The organism is Sphaerisporangium album, assembly GCF_003323745.1.
Classification (GTDB): domain Bacteria; phylum Actinomycetota; class Actinomycetes; order Streptosporangiales; family Streptosporangiaceae; genus Sphaerisporangium; species Sphaerisporangium album.
The window spans coordinates 1-15338 of the sequence record NZ_QOIL01000044.1 but is presented as its reverse complement, the minus strand read 5'-3'; the positions used below and the strand labels follow the sequence as shown (position 1 = coordinate 15338).

Below are 15338 nucleotides of genomic sequence, written 5' to 3'. Positions count from 1 at the left end.
GCAAGCGATGGACCATGCGCTGGAAGGCGCCGTTGAACGCCTTCCAGATCGCCTTCGAAGGCCGCCTTACCCCCGCCAACCTCTAACCACTTCAACAACCAAGATCAGCCGTTAAATTGACACTCCCCGTCGTTCGGGCGGCGGAGCCTCCCTCGTCGCGTTCTGAGTCAAGACAAGCAGTCAGCTTGCTTGTAAGAGAGTCTTTCGCCGTAGTCTCGCTGTTGTCTCTCGGCTTGGAACACGTGATGCAGGACCTATGTGTCGAGTTTCAATGGTCGAAGTGCCACATGGGAGGAGATGGCCATGCCTCGACGAATGGGTGATCTGTCACGAGAAGCGTCGATTCTTGCGCATCCGTTAAGTTATATTCGTGCTCAACGCGGCTGGACCTACCAGGACCTCGTCGACATGATCGCGGACCAGGTCGGGAACATGGCCAGACGCCGAGAGAAAGCATGGCGATGGGAACATTGGGGAATAGTCCCCGATCGTGAAACCCAGCTAGCGCTCGCAGAGATTCTCGATGTGGCGCCGGAGAAGCTCGACTTGATTCCCTGGCCCGAATGGTTGCCTGACGGGGATCCAATCCGATTGGATTTCCCCTGGAACGGAGACGGAAGTATGTTCGCCGTCGAAGACGCTCTCAGACACGCCTTGCCAGATCGCAGAGGGTTCATGCGGTTGACCGGCTGTACGCTTACGGGATTCGCCGAGGTATGGATGAACGTAGAACCGGCGGAAGCGAGCGCCACCTTCTACGGTGGGAGGATCGGGGATGACTTCGTCGACCAGATGGAGGCCGGGCTTCCCCGCCTGCGCCTGCTTGAGGCCGCCTACGGTGGCCAGAGAGCATGCCGCCTCCTCGATGCGGAACTTGGCATGGTCAATGAAGTGCTCAGCAAATCCTCCTACACCTCCGGGGTCGCACGCAGGCTGCACGCCCTGGCCGCCGAGCTCGGCCGTGTGGCGGGTTTCGCCTGCTTCGACGCGGGATTGCATTCGGCCGCTCAACGCTATTGGGTGGCCGCGGTACACGCCGCACATGCGGCAGGCGATCGCGTTCAGGGCGCCAACATCCTCAAGTCCATGAGTTTGCAGTGCCATGACTTCGGGTGCTTCGGAGAGGCACTGAGGATGGCACAATGCGCTCGCGAAGGAGTCGGGCAGGTGACGCCTCGCACGGCTGCGATGCTCGCGTTGAGAGAAGCCCGTGCGCGTGCCGCGATGGGAGAGGCCGGTGAGTGCGAACGGCTCATAGCCGCGGCCGACAAGCTGATCGGTTTGGGCTTCAGCGAAGACGATCCCGCTTTCATCGGTTACTTCGACGAAGCTGAATTTCACGCTCAGGCAGGCAGCTGTTACCTCGACCTGGGCTGGGGGCGCCATGCGGATGACCACCTGACCTCGGCGCTTGAACGACTCCCTCGCACAAAGGTCCGCGACAGGGCCACCTACTTGACTCGCCGCGCCGACGCACAGCGCGGCCTGGGAAACGTAGAAGAGGCGGCAGCGCTATTGGCGGGTGTTGTTTCCCTTGTCCAACAGGCGCCCTCCCGGCGTAATGTTGATCGTCTGCTGACCGTGCGCAACCGGCTCCCTGCGAGCGCGGCTCGCCGCGAGCTGGACGAGCACCTGAACTCCATTACCTCTCCGACGGGGTGAACATGATCCTGCAGCGAGTGGCGGTCGTGACCGGAGCCAACCGTGGATTGGGACGGGCCATCGCCACCGGGCTCGCCGAACGAGGTCTGCACGTGGTGGTCGGTGCCAGAGACGAGCGAGCCGCCTACGAGGCCTCTGATGAGATCACCGGACAGGGTTTCACAGCTTCGGCGCACCAGCTCCAGGTCACCGACCCGGCCAGCGTCGCCCGCTGCTTCGCCGATGTGGCCGGCAGCCTCGGACGTATAGACGTCCTGGTGAACAACGCCGGTGTGGCCATAGACCGCGGTCAACCGGCGTCCGGCCCGGACTTCGAGAAGGTCCATGCGACCCTGGAGACGAACCTGCTGGGTGCCTGGCGTTGCTGCGCCGCGGCCATTCCCGAAATGCGCCGCAACGGCTACGGCCGCATCGTCAACATTTCGAGTCATCTTGGCAGCATCAGCACGATGGCCGGGACCAACGTCTCCTACCGGGTGTCCAAGGCTGGGCTCAATGCCCTTACCCGCATACTCGCCGCCGAACTGGCCGGCACGGGAGTCCTGGTCAATGCGGCCTCACCCGGCAGGGTCAACACCCGGATCGCCTATGGCGAGACCGAACGTACTCCCGAGGAGGGCGCGGAAACGGCCATCTGGCTCGCGACTCTTCCCGTCGATGGCCCCACGGGAGGCCTCTTCTATGAGCGCGAGCCGTTGGACTGGTGAATGTACGATGGCGCCCGCCCGGGACATCCGGCATCCACGCTCACTCAGAATGGCACCACAGGAACCGTCGGGGGCCTGCCGCCGTCGGTCAGGGGATGGCTGGGCGAGTTAGAACCAGACCAGTGTGCCGGAGGGCCGACGTTCGAAGCCCCGTCGGGACGAGAGGTCGGCGACGATAGCGAGGCCCCGGCCGTCGATATCAGGGTGCTGCCGTACGCCTGTGGTGCTCACGTCACCCCTGAGGGTGCTTTCATGATCTTCGAGTTGCCCGAGCCTTACCCGGATGTGGCCTTCATAGACACTCCTGCGGGCGGAATCTATGTTGAAGCGGACGAAGTAGAACGGCTTAAATCGAAGTGCGTCGTATTCGAGAGCTATCGCTTGATCCAGTCGAGTCGATCGGTTGTCTACACCCGAGCCGAGTGGGACGCCTTCCTGGCCGGCGTCCGGGCCGACGAGTTCGACTTCCAGTAGGGCCGCCGATGCCGTGAGCCCCCGCCCTGCCTGGCGGGGCAGGCCGGGGGGCGCGGGGTCGTTGGGCATGCCACGCGGGCCCGTCCGGAGGGGGCCGCCGCCCAAAGCGGATCTTTACCGGACGGGCCCGCGGGTTCGTGGGGCGCGGGCGCTGCGCGCGGCCGTAGGCCGGCCGTTGAGTTGCTCAGCGGTTGGTCGCTAAGCCGCTGGTCAGTTGTTCAGTCGCTCGGCTGCTCAGTTGTTCGGTGGCTCGGTGTCGGTGGCTGAGCTCAGTGCGACGGGGCGAACTGCTCGGCCTCGGTGGAGCCCTTCAGCGCGACCGTCGAGGAGTCGGGCGCGACGGCGGTGCTGATCAGGTCGAAGTAGCCGGTGCCGACCTCGCGCTGGTGGCGCGTGGCGGTGTAGCCGTTGGACTCCGCGGCGAACTCCTCCTCCTGCAGGGCGACGTAGGCCGTCATGCCTTCCTCGGCGTACCCGCGGGCCAGCGAGAACATCGAGTGGTTCAGCGAGTGGAAGCCGGCCAGGGTGATGAACTGGAAGTGGTACCCCATCTGGCCGAGCTCGCGCTGGAACTTGGCGATGGCGGAGTCGTCGAGGTGCTGCTTCCAGTTGAACGACGGCGAGCAGTTGTAGGCGAGCATCTGGTCGGGGTACTCGGCCTTGATCGCCTCGGCGAAGCGCCGGGCCACGTCCAGGTCGGGCGTGGAGGTCTCCATCCACAGCAGGTCGGAGTACGGCGCGTAGGCCAGCCCGCGCGCGACGCACGCGTCCACGCCGTTACGCACCCGGTAGAAGCCCTCGGCCGTGCGCTCGCCGGTGGCGAACGCCTGGTCGCGGGGGTCGACGTCGCTGGTCAGGAGCGTCGCGGCCTGGGCGTCGGTCCGCGCGATGACCAGGGTCGGCACGTCGCACACGTCCGCGGCGAGGCGGGCGGCGTTGAGGGTCTTGATGTGCTGGCCGGTCGGGATCAGCACCTTGCCGCCGAGGTGGCCGCACTTCTTCTCCGAGGCGAGCTGGTCCTCCCAGTGCACGCCCGCGGCGCCGGCGGCGATCATGCCCTTCATCAGCTCGAAGGCGTTCAGCACGCCGCCGAATCCGGCCTCGGCGTCGGCCACGATGGGCGCGAGCCAGTGCGGCGCCCGGGTGTCGCCCTCCGACCAGGTGATCTGGTCGGCGCGCAGCAGCGCGTTGTTGATGCGGCGCACCACGGCGGGCACGGAGTTGGCCGGGTAGAGGCTCTGGTCGGGGTAGGTCTGGCCGCCCAGGTTGGCGTCGGCGGCGACCTGCCAGCCGGACAGGTAGATGGCCTTCAACCCCGCCTTGACCTGCTGCACCGCCTGATTGCCTGTCAGGGCGCCCAGCGCGTGCACGTAGTCCTCGGTGTGCAACAGGGACCACAGGCGCTCGGCGCCGAGCCTGGCGAGGGTGTGCTCCTCCTGGACGGAGCCGCGCAGGCGGACGACGTCCTCGGCCGTGTAGGTCCGCTCGACGTTCCTCCAGCGCGGGTTGGTCTCCCACTCTCGCCGCAGCTCGTCTGCAGCTCCCTTGAGGCGATCACTCATTTTGACTCCTTTGGCGTCCCCTGGGTGCTTGGTTCGAGTCTGCGACTGATGGGCGATCGTTCTCAAGACAGGTCGCGTGAAATATGTCAGAAGTTTCGGCTGAGGAGAATACTGGCCGGTATTTCATTGGCAAGAAATGCAAACTTTTCCCTATGGACTAGACCAATCCATGTGATCCATGTCACCCGCCGCTCGCGCGCTATATCGGCATTTATCCCGACAAACCAGGAGATTTCGCTCGGCCGATGTGATCCGCTGAAGTACCAAGAACCCCATGACTCGGGCCGCGTCGCCCCGGGATCGGCCGTACGGCGGCGTCCCGGTGCGCCGGGTGGAAGATCTGTGGAAATTGCGCCTAGGATCGTGCTATGGCGTCTTTGGTGGGAGAAGAACCGCTGTCTTTGACACAGGAGCTCGACCTCCTGGCGTTCGGCCAGCGTTTGAGACACCTGCGCAAGCAGCGCGGCCTCACCCTGTCGGAGCTCGGCGACCGCGTCGGCCGCGCCCCGAGCCAGCTCTCCCTGCTGGAGAACGGCAAGCGCGAGCCCAAGCTGTCACTGCTGAAGTCGCTGGCCACGGCCCTGTCCGTCCCCGTCGAGGAACTGCTGCGCCGTCAGGCCCCGAACCGCAGGGCCCAGCTGGAGATCGCCCTGGAGGAGGCCCAGCGCGACCCGATCTACGCCTCGCTCGGTCTGCCCCGGCTGAAGGTCTCCGCGCGGGTCCCCAACGACGTGCTCGAACACATCCTCGGCCTGTACGAGGAGCTGCGCGCCCGCGAGGCCAGGGGCACGGCCACGCCGGAGGAGGCCAGGGCCGCCAACGCCGAGCTGCGCCGCAAGCAGCGCGAGCAGGACAACTACTTCGCCGAGATCGAGAACGCCGCCTCCGAGGCCCTGGCCGCCGTCGGCTACCGCACCGGCGCGCTGTCCCAGGGCACCGTGCAGGCGCTGGTGACCCACTACGGGTACGCCGTCCAGACCGCCCAGGACCTGCCCCGCTCGGTACGGTCGATCACCGACCTGCGCAACCGGCGCATCTACGTCAAGAACGAGCAGCTCGGCATGCACACGCCGCGCACGATCCTGCTCCAGACGCTCGGCCACCTGGCGCTCGGCCACCACAGGCCGCGCGACTTCGCCGACTTCCTGCGCCAGCGCACCGAGGCGAACTACTTCGCCGGAGCCCTGCTGGTGCCCGAGGCCGCGGCCGTCCCCTATCTCAGGGAGGCCAAGCAGGACCGGGCGCTGTCGGTGGAGGACCTGCGCGACGTGTTCGCGGTCTCCTACGAGATGGCCGCGCACCGCTTCACCAACCTGGCCACCCACCACCTCGATCTGACCTGCCACTTCGTGCGCAACGACGCGGGCGGCATCATCTACAAGGCGTACGAGAACGACGGGATCATCTTCCCCGCCGACGCCAGGGGCGCGATCGAGGGCCAGCGCATGTGCCTGCGCTGGGCGGGCCGCCAGGTGTTCTTCTCGCCGGACCGGTTCTCGGTCCACTACCAGTACTCCGACTCGCCGACCGGGACGTACTTCTGCGTGGCGCACGTCGACCCCTCGCAGGAGCGCGACTTCGCGATCACGCTGGGCGTGCCCTACCGCGAGTCCCGCTGGTTCCGCGGCCGGGAGACCACGACCAGGACCCGGTCGAACTGCCCGTCGGGCGAGTGCTGCCGCCGCCCGCCCGCCGAGCTGACCCAGCGCTGGGAGGGCTACGCCTGGCCGTCGGCCCGCGCGAACTCCCACGTGCTGGCCGCCCTGCCTCCCGGCTCGTTCCCGGGCGTGGACGAGGCCGACGTCTACACCTTCCTGGAACGTCACGCCGGCGGGTGAGACCTGAGGACGGTCGGCAGCCGGAGCACGAAACAGGCGCCGCCGCCCGGGGAGTCCTCGACGTCGAGCGTCCCCTGGTGGGCGTGGGCGATGTCGCGGGCGATGGCCAGGCCGAGGCCGGTGCCCCCGCGATCGCGGCTGCGCGCGGAGTCCAGGCGCGCGAACGGCTCGAACACCCGCTCGCGGTCGGCGCCGGTGATGCCCGCGCCGTCGTCGGCCACGACCAGCTCGGCGGACGTGCCGTTGCCGCGCACCTCGATCCAGACCGTGCCGGTGGCGTGGCGATCGGCGTTGTCGAGCAGCGCGTTGACCAGCCGCGCGATCTGGTGCGGCACGCACGACACCGTCACGCCCGGGTCGGCGGCCATCCGTGCCGCGCGCCTGTCCTCGCGGGCGGAGAGCTGCCAGCGGACCAGCTCGGCCAGGTCCACGGGCTCGCGCTCGGCGACTTGGCCCTTCAGGCGGGCGAGCAGGAGCAGGTCGGTGACGATCGCCTGCAGCCGGTCGACGTCCCGCAGGGCGCTCTTCAGCAGGGTCGGCAGGTCGGTCTCGTCCGGGTGCATCTGCGCTTCTTCCAGTTGGGCACGCAGCCCGGCCACGGGGGTGCAGAGCTCGTGGGAGGCGTCCGCGATGAACTGCCGCTGCTGCTCCAGCAGAGGTTCCGGCCGCGGGGAGTCCACGCCGCCGTCACGGGCCCGGCGGCGGATGTCCGCCGCCCGCTCACCCCCGTGGTGCTGGGTCATGGCCGTGTCACGATCCTCCCGCTCAATCGTGGATGTCGCGCGTGCGATGGATCGTCACCCTTTCCTCGTATCGTATACGGTATACACTTTAGGTATACACGGTATACAGCGCGCCGTACCCCTCCACGATGCCGCTCTGGTCGCCCCCGTGTCATCGCGGGCAGCACCCACCCGGGCCCCCATGCCACCGTCACCGCCGATATGTCAGCTAGCTGCAATGCCCAGCCGGGGCGGCTGCTGGAATCCTTGAAGGGTGGCTGTGCAGTGTCTGATCGTCGATGACAACGACCAGTTCCTCGCCGCCGCCTGCGAACTGCTCGAGTGCGAGGAGATCACGGTGGTGGGCGTTGCGTCGACGTCCGCCGAGGCCCTGCGGCGCTTCGACGAGCTCCGCCCGGACGTGACGCTCGTCGACATCAGCCTGGGGGAGGAGCTGGGGTTCGAGCTCGCACGGCGGCTCGCGGACACCGCCTCGGCCGAGCCGCCGGTGGTCATCCTCATCTCGACGTACGCGGAGAGGGACTTCTCCGACATGATCGCCTCCAGCCCGGCCGTCGCGTTCCTCCCCAAGTCCGGTCTGTCCGGCAGCGCGATCCGCGCCATCCTTTACGCGGAGACCGCCGAGGACGGTTTCGGCGGGGCTAGCGCCGCTCCAGGAAAGTGATCACCGCCAGCACGCGCCGGTGGTCGTCCTCGGTCTCCGACAGCCGTAGCCGCGTGAGGATGCTCCTGACGTGCTTCTCGACGGTCCCCTCGGCGATCCACAGCCGGTGGGCGATCCCGGCGTTCGACCGGCCCTCGGCCATCAGGGCGAGCACCTCGCGCTCGCGGGGCGTGAGCTGCTCCAGGGGATCCTCGCGGTGGCGCGCGGAGAACAGCTCGCGCACCAGCGCCGGGTCGACGACCGAGTCGCCGGCGAGGATGCGCTCGATCGTCTCGATGAACTCGGTCACGCTGGCCACCCGGTGCTTCAGCAGGTAGCCGACCCGCTGGCCGGTGGCGAGCAGCTCCATCGCGTGGTCGACCTCGACGTGCGCCGACAGCAGCAGGATCCCGGCCTTGGGGTGGTCCTCGCGGATCTCGCGCGCCGCCTCCAAGCCCTCCATGGTGCACGTCGGCGGCATCCGGATGTCGATGATGACCAGCTCGGGCGCGCTGTCGCGGACGAAGGTCAGCAGCTCGGCGGCATCACCCGCCCGGCAGACGACGTCGTATCCCGCCGCCTCCAGCAGGGAGGCTATCCCCTCGCGAAGCAGGACATCGTCCTCCGCGAGGGCTATCCGCGTGCCTGATCCGCCCATCGCTCTCGCCCCGGAGTCGCCCCTTTAAGCGGGTTTGAACACGTGCCATTGCCCAGCGTAACGGGACGGGCTTCCGCGAATGGCAAGGTTCGCCCTGAAACGTGCCTCAACCAGGGCAAATGTCCGGCAGAGCGGTGCTCTTGCCGTTGGGGGGCGGGCGTAGACTCACAGAGTGCCCGAGGGCATCATCGCCTCGCTCCTGCGCACGTCACGCCCCTCCTACGCCCTCGGCCTCGGGGTCAGCGTGGCCTGCGTGGTGGTCGAGAGCGCCCTGATCTACTTGATCAAGGACTACGTGCCCCCGACGGCGTTCGGCGTGGTCTACCTGCTCGGCGTCCTGCTCGTCTCGACCATCTGGGGGCTCGGGCTGGCGATGGCCACCGCGTTGCTGAGCGCCGCCGTCTACCACTTCCTCTATCTGTGGCCCGTCAACGACGCCACGGAGCTGATCATCCTGCCCATCTTCTTCATCGTCGGGGTGCTGGCCGGCTCCATCACGGGCGTCGCCCGGGCGTCGGCCGCCGAGGCCCACGCCCGGCAGGCGGAGGCCGACCTCGCCGCCGAGCAGGCTCACCTGCTGCTGAGGGCCGGAGACCTGCGCTCGGCCCTGCCGGAGGCATCCGAGCGCCTGGCCCGCGCCCTGGAACTGCCCTACGCGACCGTCATCCCCGAGGAGCTCGTCCCCGGCGAGGGCCGCACCGTGTTCCCGCTGCGCGAGGGCTCGACCGTCCTCGGGACGCTCGTCCTCCCGCCCGGGGTCCCCCCGTCCACGCTGCGCCGCCTGCGCCGGCGGATCGTCCCGGCCCTGGAGTCCCTGGTGGCGGCGGCCCGCGAACGCGAGGCCATCGTGAACGCCCTGGAGGCGAGCCGCGACGATCTGCGCCGCATCGCCGAGGTGCAGGGAGCCCTGCGCCGCGTGGCGACGCTCGTCGCGCAGGGGATCTCCCCGGAGGAGATCTTCCAGGCGGTCGCGGGTGAGATCGGCCGCATCGTGGGCGCGGAGTACATCGCGGTCACCCGGTTCGAGCCGGACGCCCAGGTCACCCTGGTGGGCTCCTGGAGGGGCGGGCGGACGCCGCCCGCGCTGCGCCTGGGCTCGCGCTGGGGGGTCGGCCAGGGCACCGTTCCGGACCTGGTCTCGCGGACCGGCCGGCCCGCGCGGGTCGTGCTCAGCGACCCGGGGATCGCCGGGGGGATCAGCCGCTGGGCGCGGAGTCAGGGACTCAAGTGCGCGACCGGCTGCCCGGTGATGGTGCAGGGGCACCTGTGGGGCACGGTGATCGCCTTCTCGGCCTCGGCCCAGTCCGATCCCGAGGAGGCCGAGGACCGCATGATGGACTTCACCGAGCTGGTCGCCACCGCCGTCGCGAACGCGGACAGCCTCGCCGAGCTCGCCGCCTCCCGGGCCCGCGTCGTCGCCGCCACCGACGAGACCCGCCGCCGCATCGAGCGCGACCTGCACGACGGCACCCAGCAGCACCTGGTCTCGGTGGCGCTGGAGCTGCGCACGGCGGCGCTGGCCGTTCCGCCCGGCTGCGGCGACCTGCGGCGACGGCTCGACCACGCCGTGAACGGGCTCGGGGACGTCGTGGAGAACCTGCGGGAGATCTCCCGGGGCCTGCACCCCGCGATCCTGTCCATGGGCGGCATCGAACCGGCCCTCAGGACGCTCGCGCGCCGCTCGTCCGTGCCCGTCGAGCTGGACATCGACGGCGTGCGGCGCCTGCCCGAGCGGGTCGAGGTCGCGATCTACTTCATCGTGTCGGAGGCGCTGACGAACGTCGCCAAGCACGCGCACGCGTCGGTGGCCGGCGTCCGGCTGCGGGTCCTCGACGGCATGGCCGAGCTCGCGATCCACGACGACGGCGCCGGGGGCGGCGACCCGCGCCAGGGGTCGGGGCTGATCGGGCTCAAGGACCGCGTCGAGGCCCTCGGCGGCGCCCTGGAGATCACCAGCCCCATCGGCGGCGGCACGTGCCTGCGCGCCCGCATTCCGGCGGCCTCGGACTGGGAACCACCCGCGGGACGACGCGCGGGGCCGATGCTGTAACCACCAACCCCGGTTACCCCGGTTACCCCGGGCTCCGGCACGAAACGCCATGGCCGGCGCGTGGGCCGTCGGGGTCCGCATAGAGTGATCGGGCCGGGGAAATCCGGTGCGCCGGAGGCGACGGAGGGATCGCGCGTGCTGCCTGAGGTGGAGGTCTGGCTGCGCGAGCGTACGTCCGCCGCGGCGGACTGGCCCGTCGGCGACCTGCTCGCCGCCAAGCGGCGCGGCGGGGCGACCACCACGATCAGCGTGGTGCTGCCGGCGAGGAACGAGGCGGAGACGGTCGGCGAGATCGTCTCGGCCATCCGGCGTGACCTCCAGGACGCCGTCCCCCTGGTCGACGAGCTGATCGTCGTCGACTCCCGTTCCACCGACGGCACCGCCGAGCGCGCCGTCCGCGCCGGGGCGAAGGTCTTCACCCAGGACGAGATCCTGCCCGCCCTCGGCCCCATGGACGGCAAGGGCGACGTGCTGTGGAAGTCCCTCGCGGTGACCACCGGTGACCTGCTGGTCTTCGTCGACGCCGACCTGCGCGAGTTCAGCACCTCCTTCGTCACCGGGCTCCTCGGCCCACTGCTGGCCGACCCGGCCGTCGCCTACGTCAAGGGCTGCTACGACCGGCCGCTGCGAGAGGCGCAGGGCGCGGGCGGGCGCGTGACCGAGCTGGTGGCCCGGCCGATGCTCAACCTCCACTGGCCGCTGCTCGCCGGGTTCGTCCAGCCCCTCGCCGGGGAGTACGCCGGGCGCCGCGCGGCGCTCGAACGCGTGCCGTTCACCACCGGGTACGGCGTCGAGCTGGGCCTTCTCATTGACCTGCTCGACCAGGAGGGGCTCGGCGCGCTCGCGCAGGTGGACATCGGGCGGCGCGTCCACTCCCACCAGCCGACCGACGCCCTCGGCGTCATGGCGGGCCAGATCATGCACACCGCCTGGTCGCGGCTGGACCGCCAGTGCAAGATCGTCCCGCTGCACGTCCCGGCGGCCGAGCTGACGCAGTTCCGCCGGGGCGAGGCCGGGCACGTCCCGGCCGTCAGGGACGTGTCGGTTGGCGAGCGCCCGCCCATGCTGACCATCCCCGAGTACGCCGCCTCCCGGCCGCCCGCCGGGGGACGCGGGCCTCGCTGACACGGCGTCCACGAAGACCTTCCATCCCCTCAGACACCGCGCCGGATCGCCCGCGTGCCGAAGAACAGCCCGGCCGCCCCTATCGCGCACGCGGCGATCACCCCGTACAGCACCGGCGGGTTCACGAGCCTCCCGGCGAACAGCGCCCTCTCGGCCTCGACGATGTAGGAGACCGGGTTCACCGCGGCGGCGGCGCGCAGCCAGCCGGGCCCGAGCTCGGTCGGCAGCAGCACGCCCGACAGCAGCATCAACGGGAACAAGACCATCTGGGTGACACCCCAGAAGAGGGTGCCGTCCGGGCGGGACGCGATGGCGAGGACGAACGAGAACGCCCCGAGCCCGGTGCCGAACACGATCAGCAGCACCAGGCCCGCGAGCACGCCCGCCGGCGACGGCCGGAAGCCCAGCGGCACGGCCAGCCCGATGATCAGCACGGCCTGGGCCAGGAGGATCACGAACTCCTTCAGGACACGCCCCACCAGCATCGCCGTGCGGTTCAGCGGCGTGACCAGCATCCGCTCCATCGAGCCGCCCATCAGCTCGACCAGTAGGGAGTACCCCGCCAGCATCGGGCCGCTCAGGCACATCATGATCAGGATGCCGGGGACGAACCACTGCCAGGGGGTCTGCGCGCCGCCGAAGTCCTGGGTGCCCGCCAGCATCGGGCCGAAGAGGAACAGCAGGAGCAGGGGCTGGATCATGGCGAAGACGACCATGACGGGTTCGCGCAGCACGGGCGCGATCTCACGGGAGAACACCGTGACGGTGTCACGGGCGAACTGCGGGCTCATGGGGATCCTTTCGGTGCCCGGGAGGGGAGGCCGGGAGGCGGAGAGTGGGGAAGGTGCGGGAGGTGCGGGGGCGGGGTGTTCTACGCGCCGTCCCCGTCGGTCTCGCGCAGGCTGCGGCCGGTGAGCGTGAGGAACACGTCGTCCAGGGTCGGCCTGGCGGTCTCGGCGGCGGCGACCTCCACCCCCTCGGCCTCCAGCGCCCGCAGCAGCCGCGGCAGGGCCACGTCCGCCCGGGGCACCCGTACCCGGACGGTCGTGCCCTCGGCGGCGGCCTCGCCCGGCGCTTCGAGGCGGGTGGCGATCGCGGTGGCCCTCGCGGTGTCGCCGGGATCGCGGAGGGTGAGCGTGACATGGTCCCCGGCGAGGTCGGTCTTCAGACGGGCGGCGGTGCCGTCCGCGATGACCCGGCCGTGGTCGATGATCACGACCCGCTCGGCCATGCTGTCGGCCTCCTCCAGGTAGTGCGTGGTCAGGAAGAGGGTGGTGCCGTGCTCCTCGCGCAGTCGCAGGATGTGCCCCCAGACGTCGGCGCGGCTCTGCGGGTCCAGGCCGGTGGTCGGCTCGTCGAGGAACAGCAGGCCCGGCCGGTGGACGAGCCCCAGGGCGATGTCGAGGCGGCGGCGCTGCCCGCCCGACAGCGTGCCGGGCTTGCGTGTGGCCAGGGAGGTCAGCTCCAGCATGTCGAGGACCTCCCGCGCCCGGCGGCGCGCCTCGTCGCGGGTGAGGCCGTAGCAGCGGGCCTGCGTCACCAGCTCGTCCAGGACGCGGAAGTTCTCGCCGGCGCCGTTCTTCTGCCCGACGTAGCCGATGTTCCTGCGGACCCCGGCCGGGTCGGACGCGACGTCGTGGCCGGCGACGACGGCGGTGCCCGAGGTCGGCGGCAGCAGCGAGGTGAGCATGCGCAGGCTGGTCGACTTTCCGGCGCCGTTCGGGCCGAGAAAGGCCACCAGGGTGCCGGGCTCGACGTCGAGGTCGAGGCCGCGCACCGCCTCGACCTCTCCTCCCTTGATCTTGAATCGGCGGGTCAGCGCGCGGGCATGGATCATCGTCCCCTCCTCGGGGGTTCGGACGGGCGGTGTGCGAGCACGACGAACAAACCCCTGCTCGGGGGCTCTGTCGGAGTGGATTCATCTTCAGGGACGCCGTCGCGATCTGGCAAACGTGTAATGGACGTTCACATACGGCGCTGACCTGCGCAAACGTATTTTCCGGCCCCCGCGGGCGACGCCAGGGGAACACGCGGATCGCGCTGTCGTAACCCCGTCTGCCTCGGCCTTTGCCGCGTCGGGCGATATTTCGGAAAATTATTTGGCGAGCCTTCCGTCCGGCCCGCTCCGGAACCCGCGGAGGAAGATCAGTTCCACTCGGCCCGCTGGCGCGGGCGGCGGGGCCCGGCGGCCGGCGGGCGGTCCGCGCCCCGGTGACCGAGGGCGAGGGTCTCGCAGGAGAGCAGCTCCCAGGGCCCGAGCTCGGGGTTGGCGAGGATCGCGGTCACCTGCGCCCGGACCTGTGCCGTCGTCACGTCCTCGTCGGTCTGGATCCGGATGGCGATGTACCCGGCCGCCTGCGTGAGGTCCTTGCGCCATTGCCTCGGCAACAGCGCGAGGATCCGGATGCCGTCGACGGCCGAACCCTCCGACGGCCGTCCCGCGGCGCGGCGCATCGTCAACACGACCAACATGGCTGCATCCTCTGCTTCGGCCCCTGATGGTGCCCGCACCTTCAACTGTGCGGAAATCGGGACCCGCCTGCCAGATGGATGCCAGGCAGCAAGTCACCGCGGCGTTGACCGCTTCCTGTCATGCCCGGCGGGAGCGCCGTGCAAGACGGACGTCAGACCCTGACGCGCCGTCCGGTGGCGGAGGCGCCCGTGTCGCGCACCGTCGAGGAGGGCGGGGACGTGATGACGCGCCGGTGGACGCGTCACGTCGACGTCCGCGGGTGAGCGTCGCGCCTGGTCGTGTCGAGCGCGCACGCGTGGGGCAGAAATTCAAGTGAACACCGTGTTACGGATCGCGTGTCCGCATACGCGACAAAGCGGGCGACGCAAGGCTTAGGGTGTCACGATCTCGGGAGGCCCCCTCATGCTCAAGCGCAACCACCTGTTCGGCCGTAAGACCCGCATCACCTTCCTGCTGCCCCTGGACCAGCCGTACGACGCGGTGAGCGTCGTGGGCGACTTCAACGACTGGAGCCCCGGCCGCCACGAACTCCGCCGCCGCAGGAACGGCACCCGCACCGTCTCGGTGATCCTGCCCCAGGGCGTCCACCGGTTCCGCTACCTGGCCACCGGCGGTGTCTGGTTCGACGACGAGACCGCGGACGCCATCGACCACGACGGTAGCCTGATCAAGCTGTGACCCGGCGCTGATCCGGCTGCCCGTTTCCACCCCCGCCCGGCCCCACCCCTCCGGCCGACGGGCCACCGCGTTTCCGGCCGCCGGCCCCCATCCCCTCCGGTGCCGATCCGGCCCTGAACCGGTCTTGACACGGTTCTCGCCCGGCCCCTGACCCGCTCCGGGTTCAGGGCCGGATCCCCGCCATTCCGCCCGCCTCGGTTCGCTCATGGTCCCGCCGCTGCGGCATCTGTCCGGCGTCTGTTCGGGCGCAGAGATCCGATGACTGGACGCCATCGCCTGGGCGGCCGGGAATGGCTGATGTTGTGGAGCGATCCATCTGGACGCTCTGAGCTGCCACTTTTCCAATGGGCCGATGCAGGTGAATTACTGACATATGTCGCAGTGTTGCAATCATGTGTCGGATTCTGTCAGGATGAAACGCGGCGGTCCGATGTTAATTCGGCGATGACATTACCGCTTCGTGTCTTACGGTGGCCATCCTCCATTCGGCTGTCCACCCACCCCCCATGACTCGAAGGAGTTTCACGTGGCCGTCTCGCGCCGGGGATTCATGACGTCCGTAGTGTCCGGGTCCGCCCTCGCGGCGGTGGGTTCTTCCCAGCTGGCGTCCGCGCTGACCAGCGCGGCGAGCGCGGCGAGCCCGCCCGGGGACGTCGTCGGTAAGATCACCGTCGGGTACCAGGGCTGGTTCGCCTGCATCGGCGACGGCGCCCCGATCAACACCT

General features: G+C 69.5%; 16 protein-coding genes. 10 read left to right on the top strand and 6 right to left on the bottom strand.

The window, feature by feature from the left end; all coding sequences use genetic code 11:
- The first annotated feature begins 315 nt into the window (after positions 1-315).
- From DQ384_RS39915 to DQ384_RS42580, 3 genes are read left to right on the top strand one after another with little or no spacing between them, the layout of a single operon-like run.
- Complete coding sequence (locus DQ384_RS39915) at positions 316-1662, top strand: NsdA family TPR-like regulatory protein (protein ID WP_147269102.1); 1347 nt, start codon at positions 316-318, stop codon at positions 1660-1662.
- Between the two features lie 2 nt (positions 1663-1664).
- A complete protein-coding gene (locus DQ384_RS39910; RefSeq protein WP_114034092.1) occupies positions 1665-2369 on the top strand; it encodes an SDR family NAD(P)-dependent oxidoreductase in 705 nt (234 codons plus the stop codon).
- The gene (locus DQ384_RS42580; RefSeq protein WP_220183396.1) at positions 2370-2843 is read left to right on the top strand and encodes a Scr1 family TA system antitoxin-like transcriptional regulator; all 474 of its coding nucleotides are present in this window, start codon (positions 2370-2372) and stop codon (positions 2841-2843) included.
- A 269-nt stretch (positions 2844-3112) separates the two neighbouring features.
- Here the strand turns inward: DQ384_RS42580 and aceA are convergent, their stop codons facing one another.
- Entirely contained in the window at positions 3113-4405 is a 1293-nt protein-coding gene (aceA, locus tag DQ384_RS39900) for an isocitrate lyase (protein WP_114034089.1), read from the bottom strand.
- A gap of 368 nt (positions 4406-4773) precedes the next feature.
- Between aceA and DQ384_RS39895 the strand changes: the two genes are divergently transcribed.
- Positions 4774-6243 carry a helix-turn-helix transcriptional regulator gene (locus tag DQ384_RS39895; protein WP_245967100.1) on the top strand — a complete coding sequence of 490 codons (1470 nt, stop codon included), beginning with the start codon at positions 4774-4776 and terminating at the stop codon, positions 6241-6243.
- Here DQ384_RS39895 and DQ384_RS39890 read toward each other — a convergent pair.
- Positions 6228-6986 (bottom strand): sensor histidine kinase, encoded by a 759-nt coding sequence (locus tag DQ384_RS39890; RefSeq protein WP_114034087.1) that lies wholly within the window; start codon positions 6984-6986, stop codon positions 6228-6230. The two genes, DQ384_RS39895 and DQ384_RS39890, sit on opposite strands and share 16 nt — an antisense overlap.
- A gap of 253 nt (positions 6987-7239) precedes the next feature.
- Here DQ384_RS39890 and DQ384_RS39885 point away from each other — a divergent pair, with 253 nt between their 5' ends.
- On the top strand, positions 7240-7650 hold the full coding sequence (locus tag DQ384_RS39885) for a LytR/AlgR family response regulator transcription factor (protein WP_220183395.1): 411 nt from the start codon (positions 7240-7242) through the stop codon (positions 7648-7650).
- On the opposite strand, the gene DQ384_RS39880 is transcribed toward DQ384_RS39885, so the two are convergent.
- Complete coding sequence (locus DQ384_RS39880) at positions 7628-8287, bottom strand: response regulator (RefSeq protein WP_114034085.1); 660 nt, start codon at positions 8285-8287, stop codon at positions 7628-7630. The two genes, DQ384_RS39885 and DQ384_RS39880, sit on opposite strands and share 23 nt — an antisense overlap.
- Before the next feature lie 172 nt (positions 8288-8459).
- Between DQ384_RS39880 and DQ384_RS39875 the strand changes: the two genes are divergently transcribed.
- Both DQ384_RS39875 and DQ384_RS39870 read left to right on the top strand, forming a co-directional pair.
- On the top strand, positions 8460-10337 hold the full coding sequence (locus tag DQ384_RS39875) for a GAF domain-containing sensor histidine kinase (RefSeq protein WP_114034084.1): 1878 nt from the start codon (positions 8460-8462) through the stop codon (positions 10335-10337).
- A gap of 135 nt (positions 10338-10472) precedes the next feature.
- Entirely contained in the window at positions 10473-11462 is a 990-nt protein-coding gene (locus tag DQ384_RS39870) for a glucosyl-3-phosphoglycerate synthase (RefSeq protein WP_114034083.1), read from the top strand.
- A 29-nt stretch (positions 11463-11491) separates the two neighbouring features.
- Here the strand turns inward: DQ384_RS39870 and DQ384_RS39865 are convergent, their stop codons facing one another.
- The 3 genes from DQ384_RS39865 to DQ384_RS39855 all read right to left on the bottom strand — a co-directional run bounded on the left by DQ384_RS39865 (position 11492) and on the right by DQ384_RS39855 (position 13934).
- The gene (locus DQ384_RS39865; RefSeq protein WP_114034082.1) at positions 11492-12253 is read right to left on the bottom strand and encodes an ABC transporter permease; all 762 of its coding nucleotides are present in this window, start codon (positions 12251-12253) and stop codon (positions 11492-11494) included.
- A gap of 80 nt (positions 12254-12333) precedes the next feature.
- The gene (locus tag DQ384_RS39860; RefSeq protein ID WP_114034081.1) at positions 12334-13299 is read right to left on the bottom strand and encodes an ATP-binding cassette domain-containing protein; all 966 of its coding nucleotides are present in this window, start codon (positions 13297-13299) and stop codon (positions 12334-12336) included.
- A 308-nt stretch (positions 13300-13607) separates the two neighbouring features.
- Complete coding sequence (locus DQ384_RS39855) at positions 13608-13934, bottom strand: hypothetical protein (RefSeq protein ID WP_181871702.1); 327 nt, start codon at positions 13932-13934, stop codon at positions 13608-13610.
- A 138-nt stretch (positions 13935-14072) separates the two neighbouring features.
- Between DQ384_RS39855 and DQ384_RS43910 the strand changes: the two genes are divergently transcribed.
- From DQ384_RS43910 to DQ384_RS39845, 3 genes are all read left to right on the top strand, one after another.
- Positions 14073-14198, top strand: a complete 126-nt coding sequence (locus tag DQ384_RS43910) for a hypothetical protein (protein ID WP_281274203.1) — start codon at positions 14073-14075, stop codon at positions 14196-14198.
- A 139-nt stretch (positions 14199-14337) separates the two neighbouring features.
- The gene (locus DQ384_RS39850; RefSeq protein ID WP_114034080.1) at positions 14338-14613 is read left to right on the top strand and encodes an isoamylase early set domain-containing protein; all 276 of its coding nucleotides are present in this window, start codon (positions 14338-14340) and stop codon (positions 14611-14613) included.
- 526 nt (positions 14614-15139) lie between these two features.
- Positions 15140-15338 (top strand): hypothetical protein (locus tag DQ384_RS39845; protein WP_220183394.1); only part of this gene is annotated, 199 nt, incomplete at its 3' end.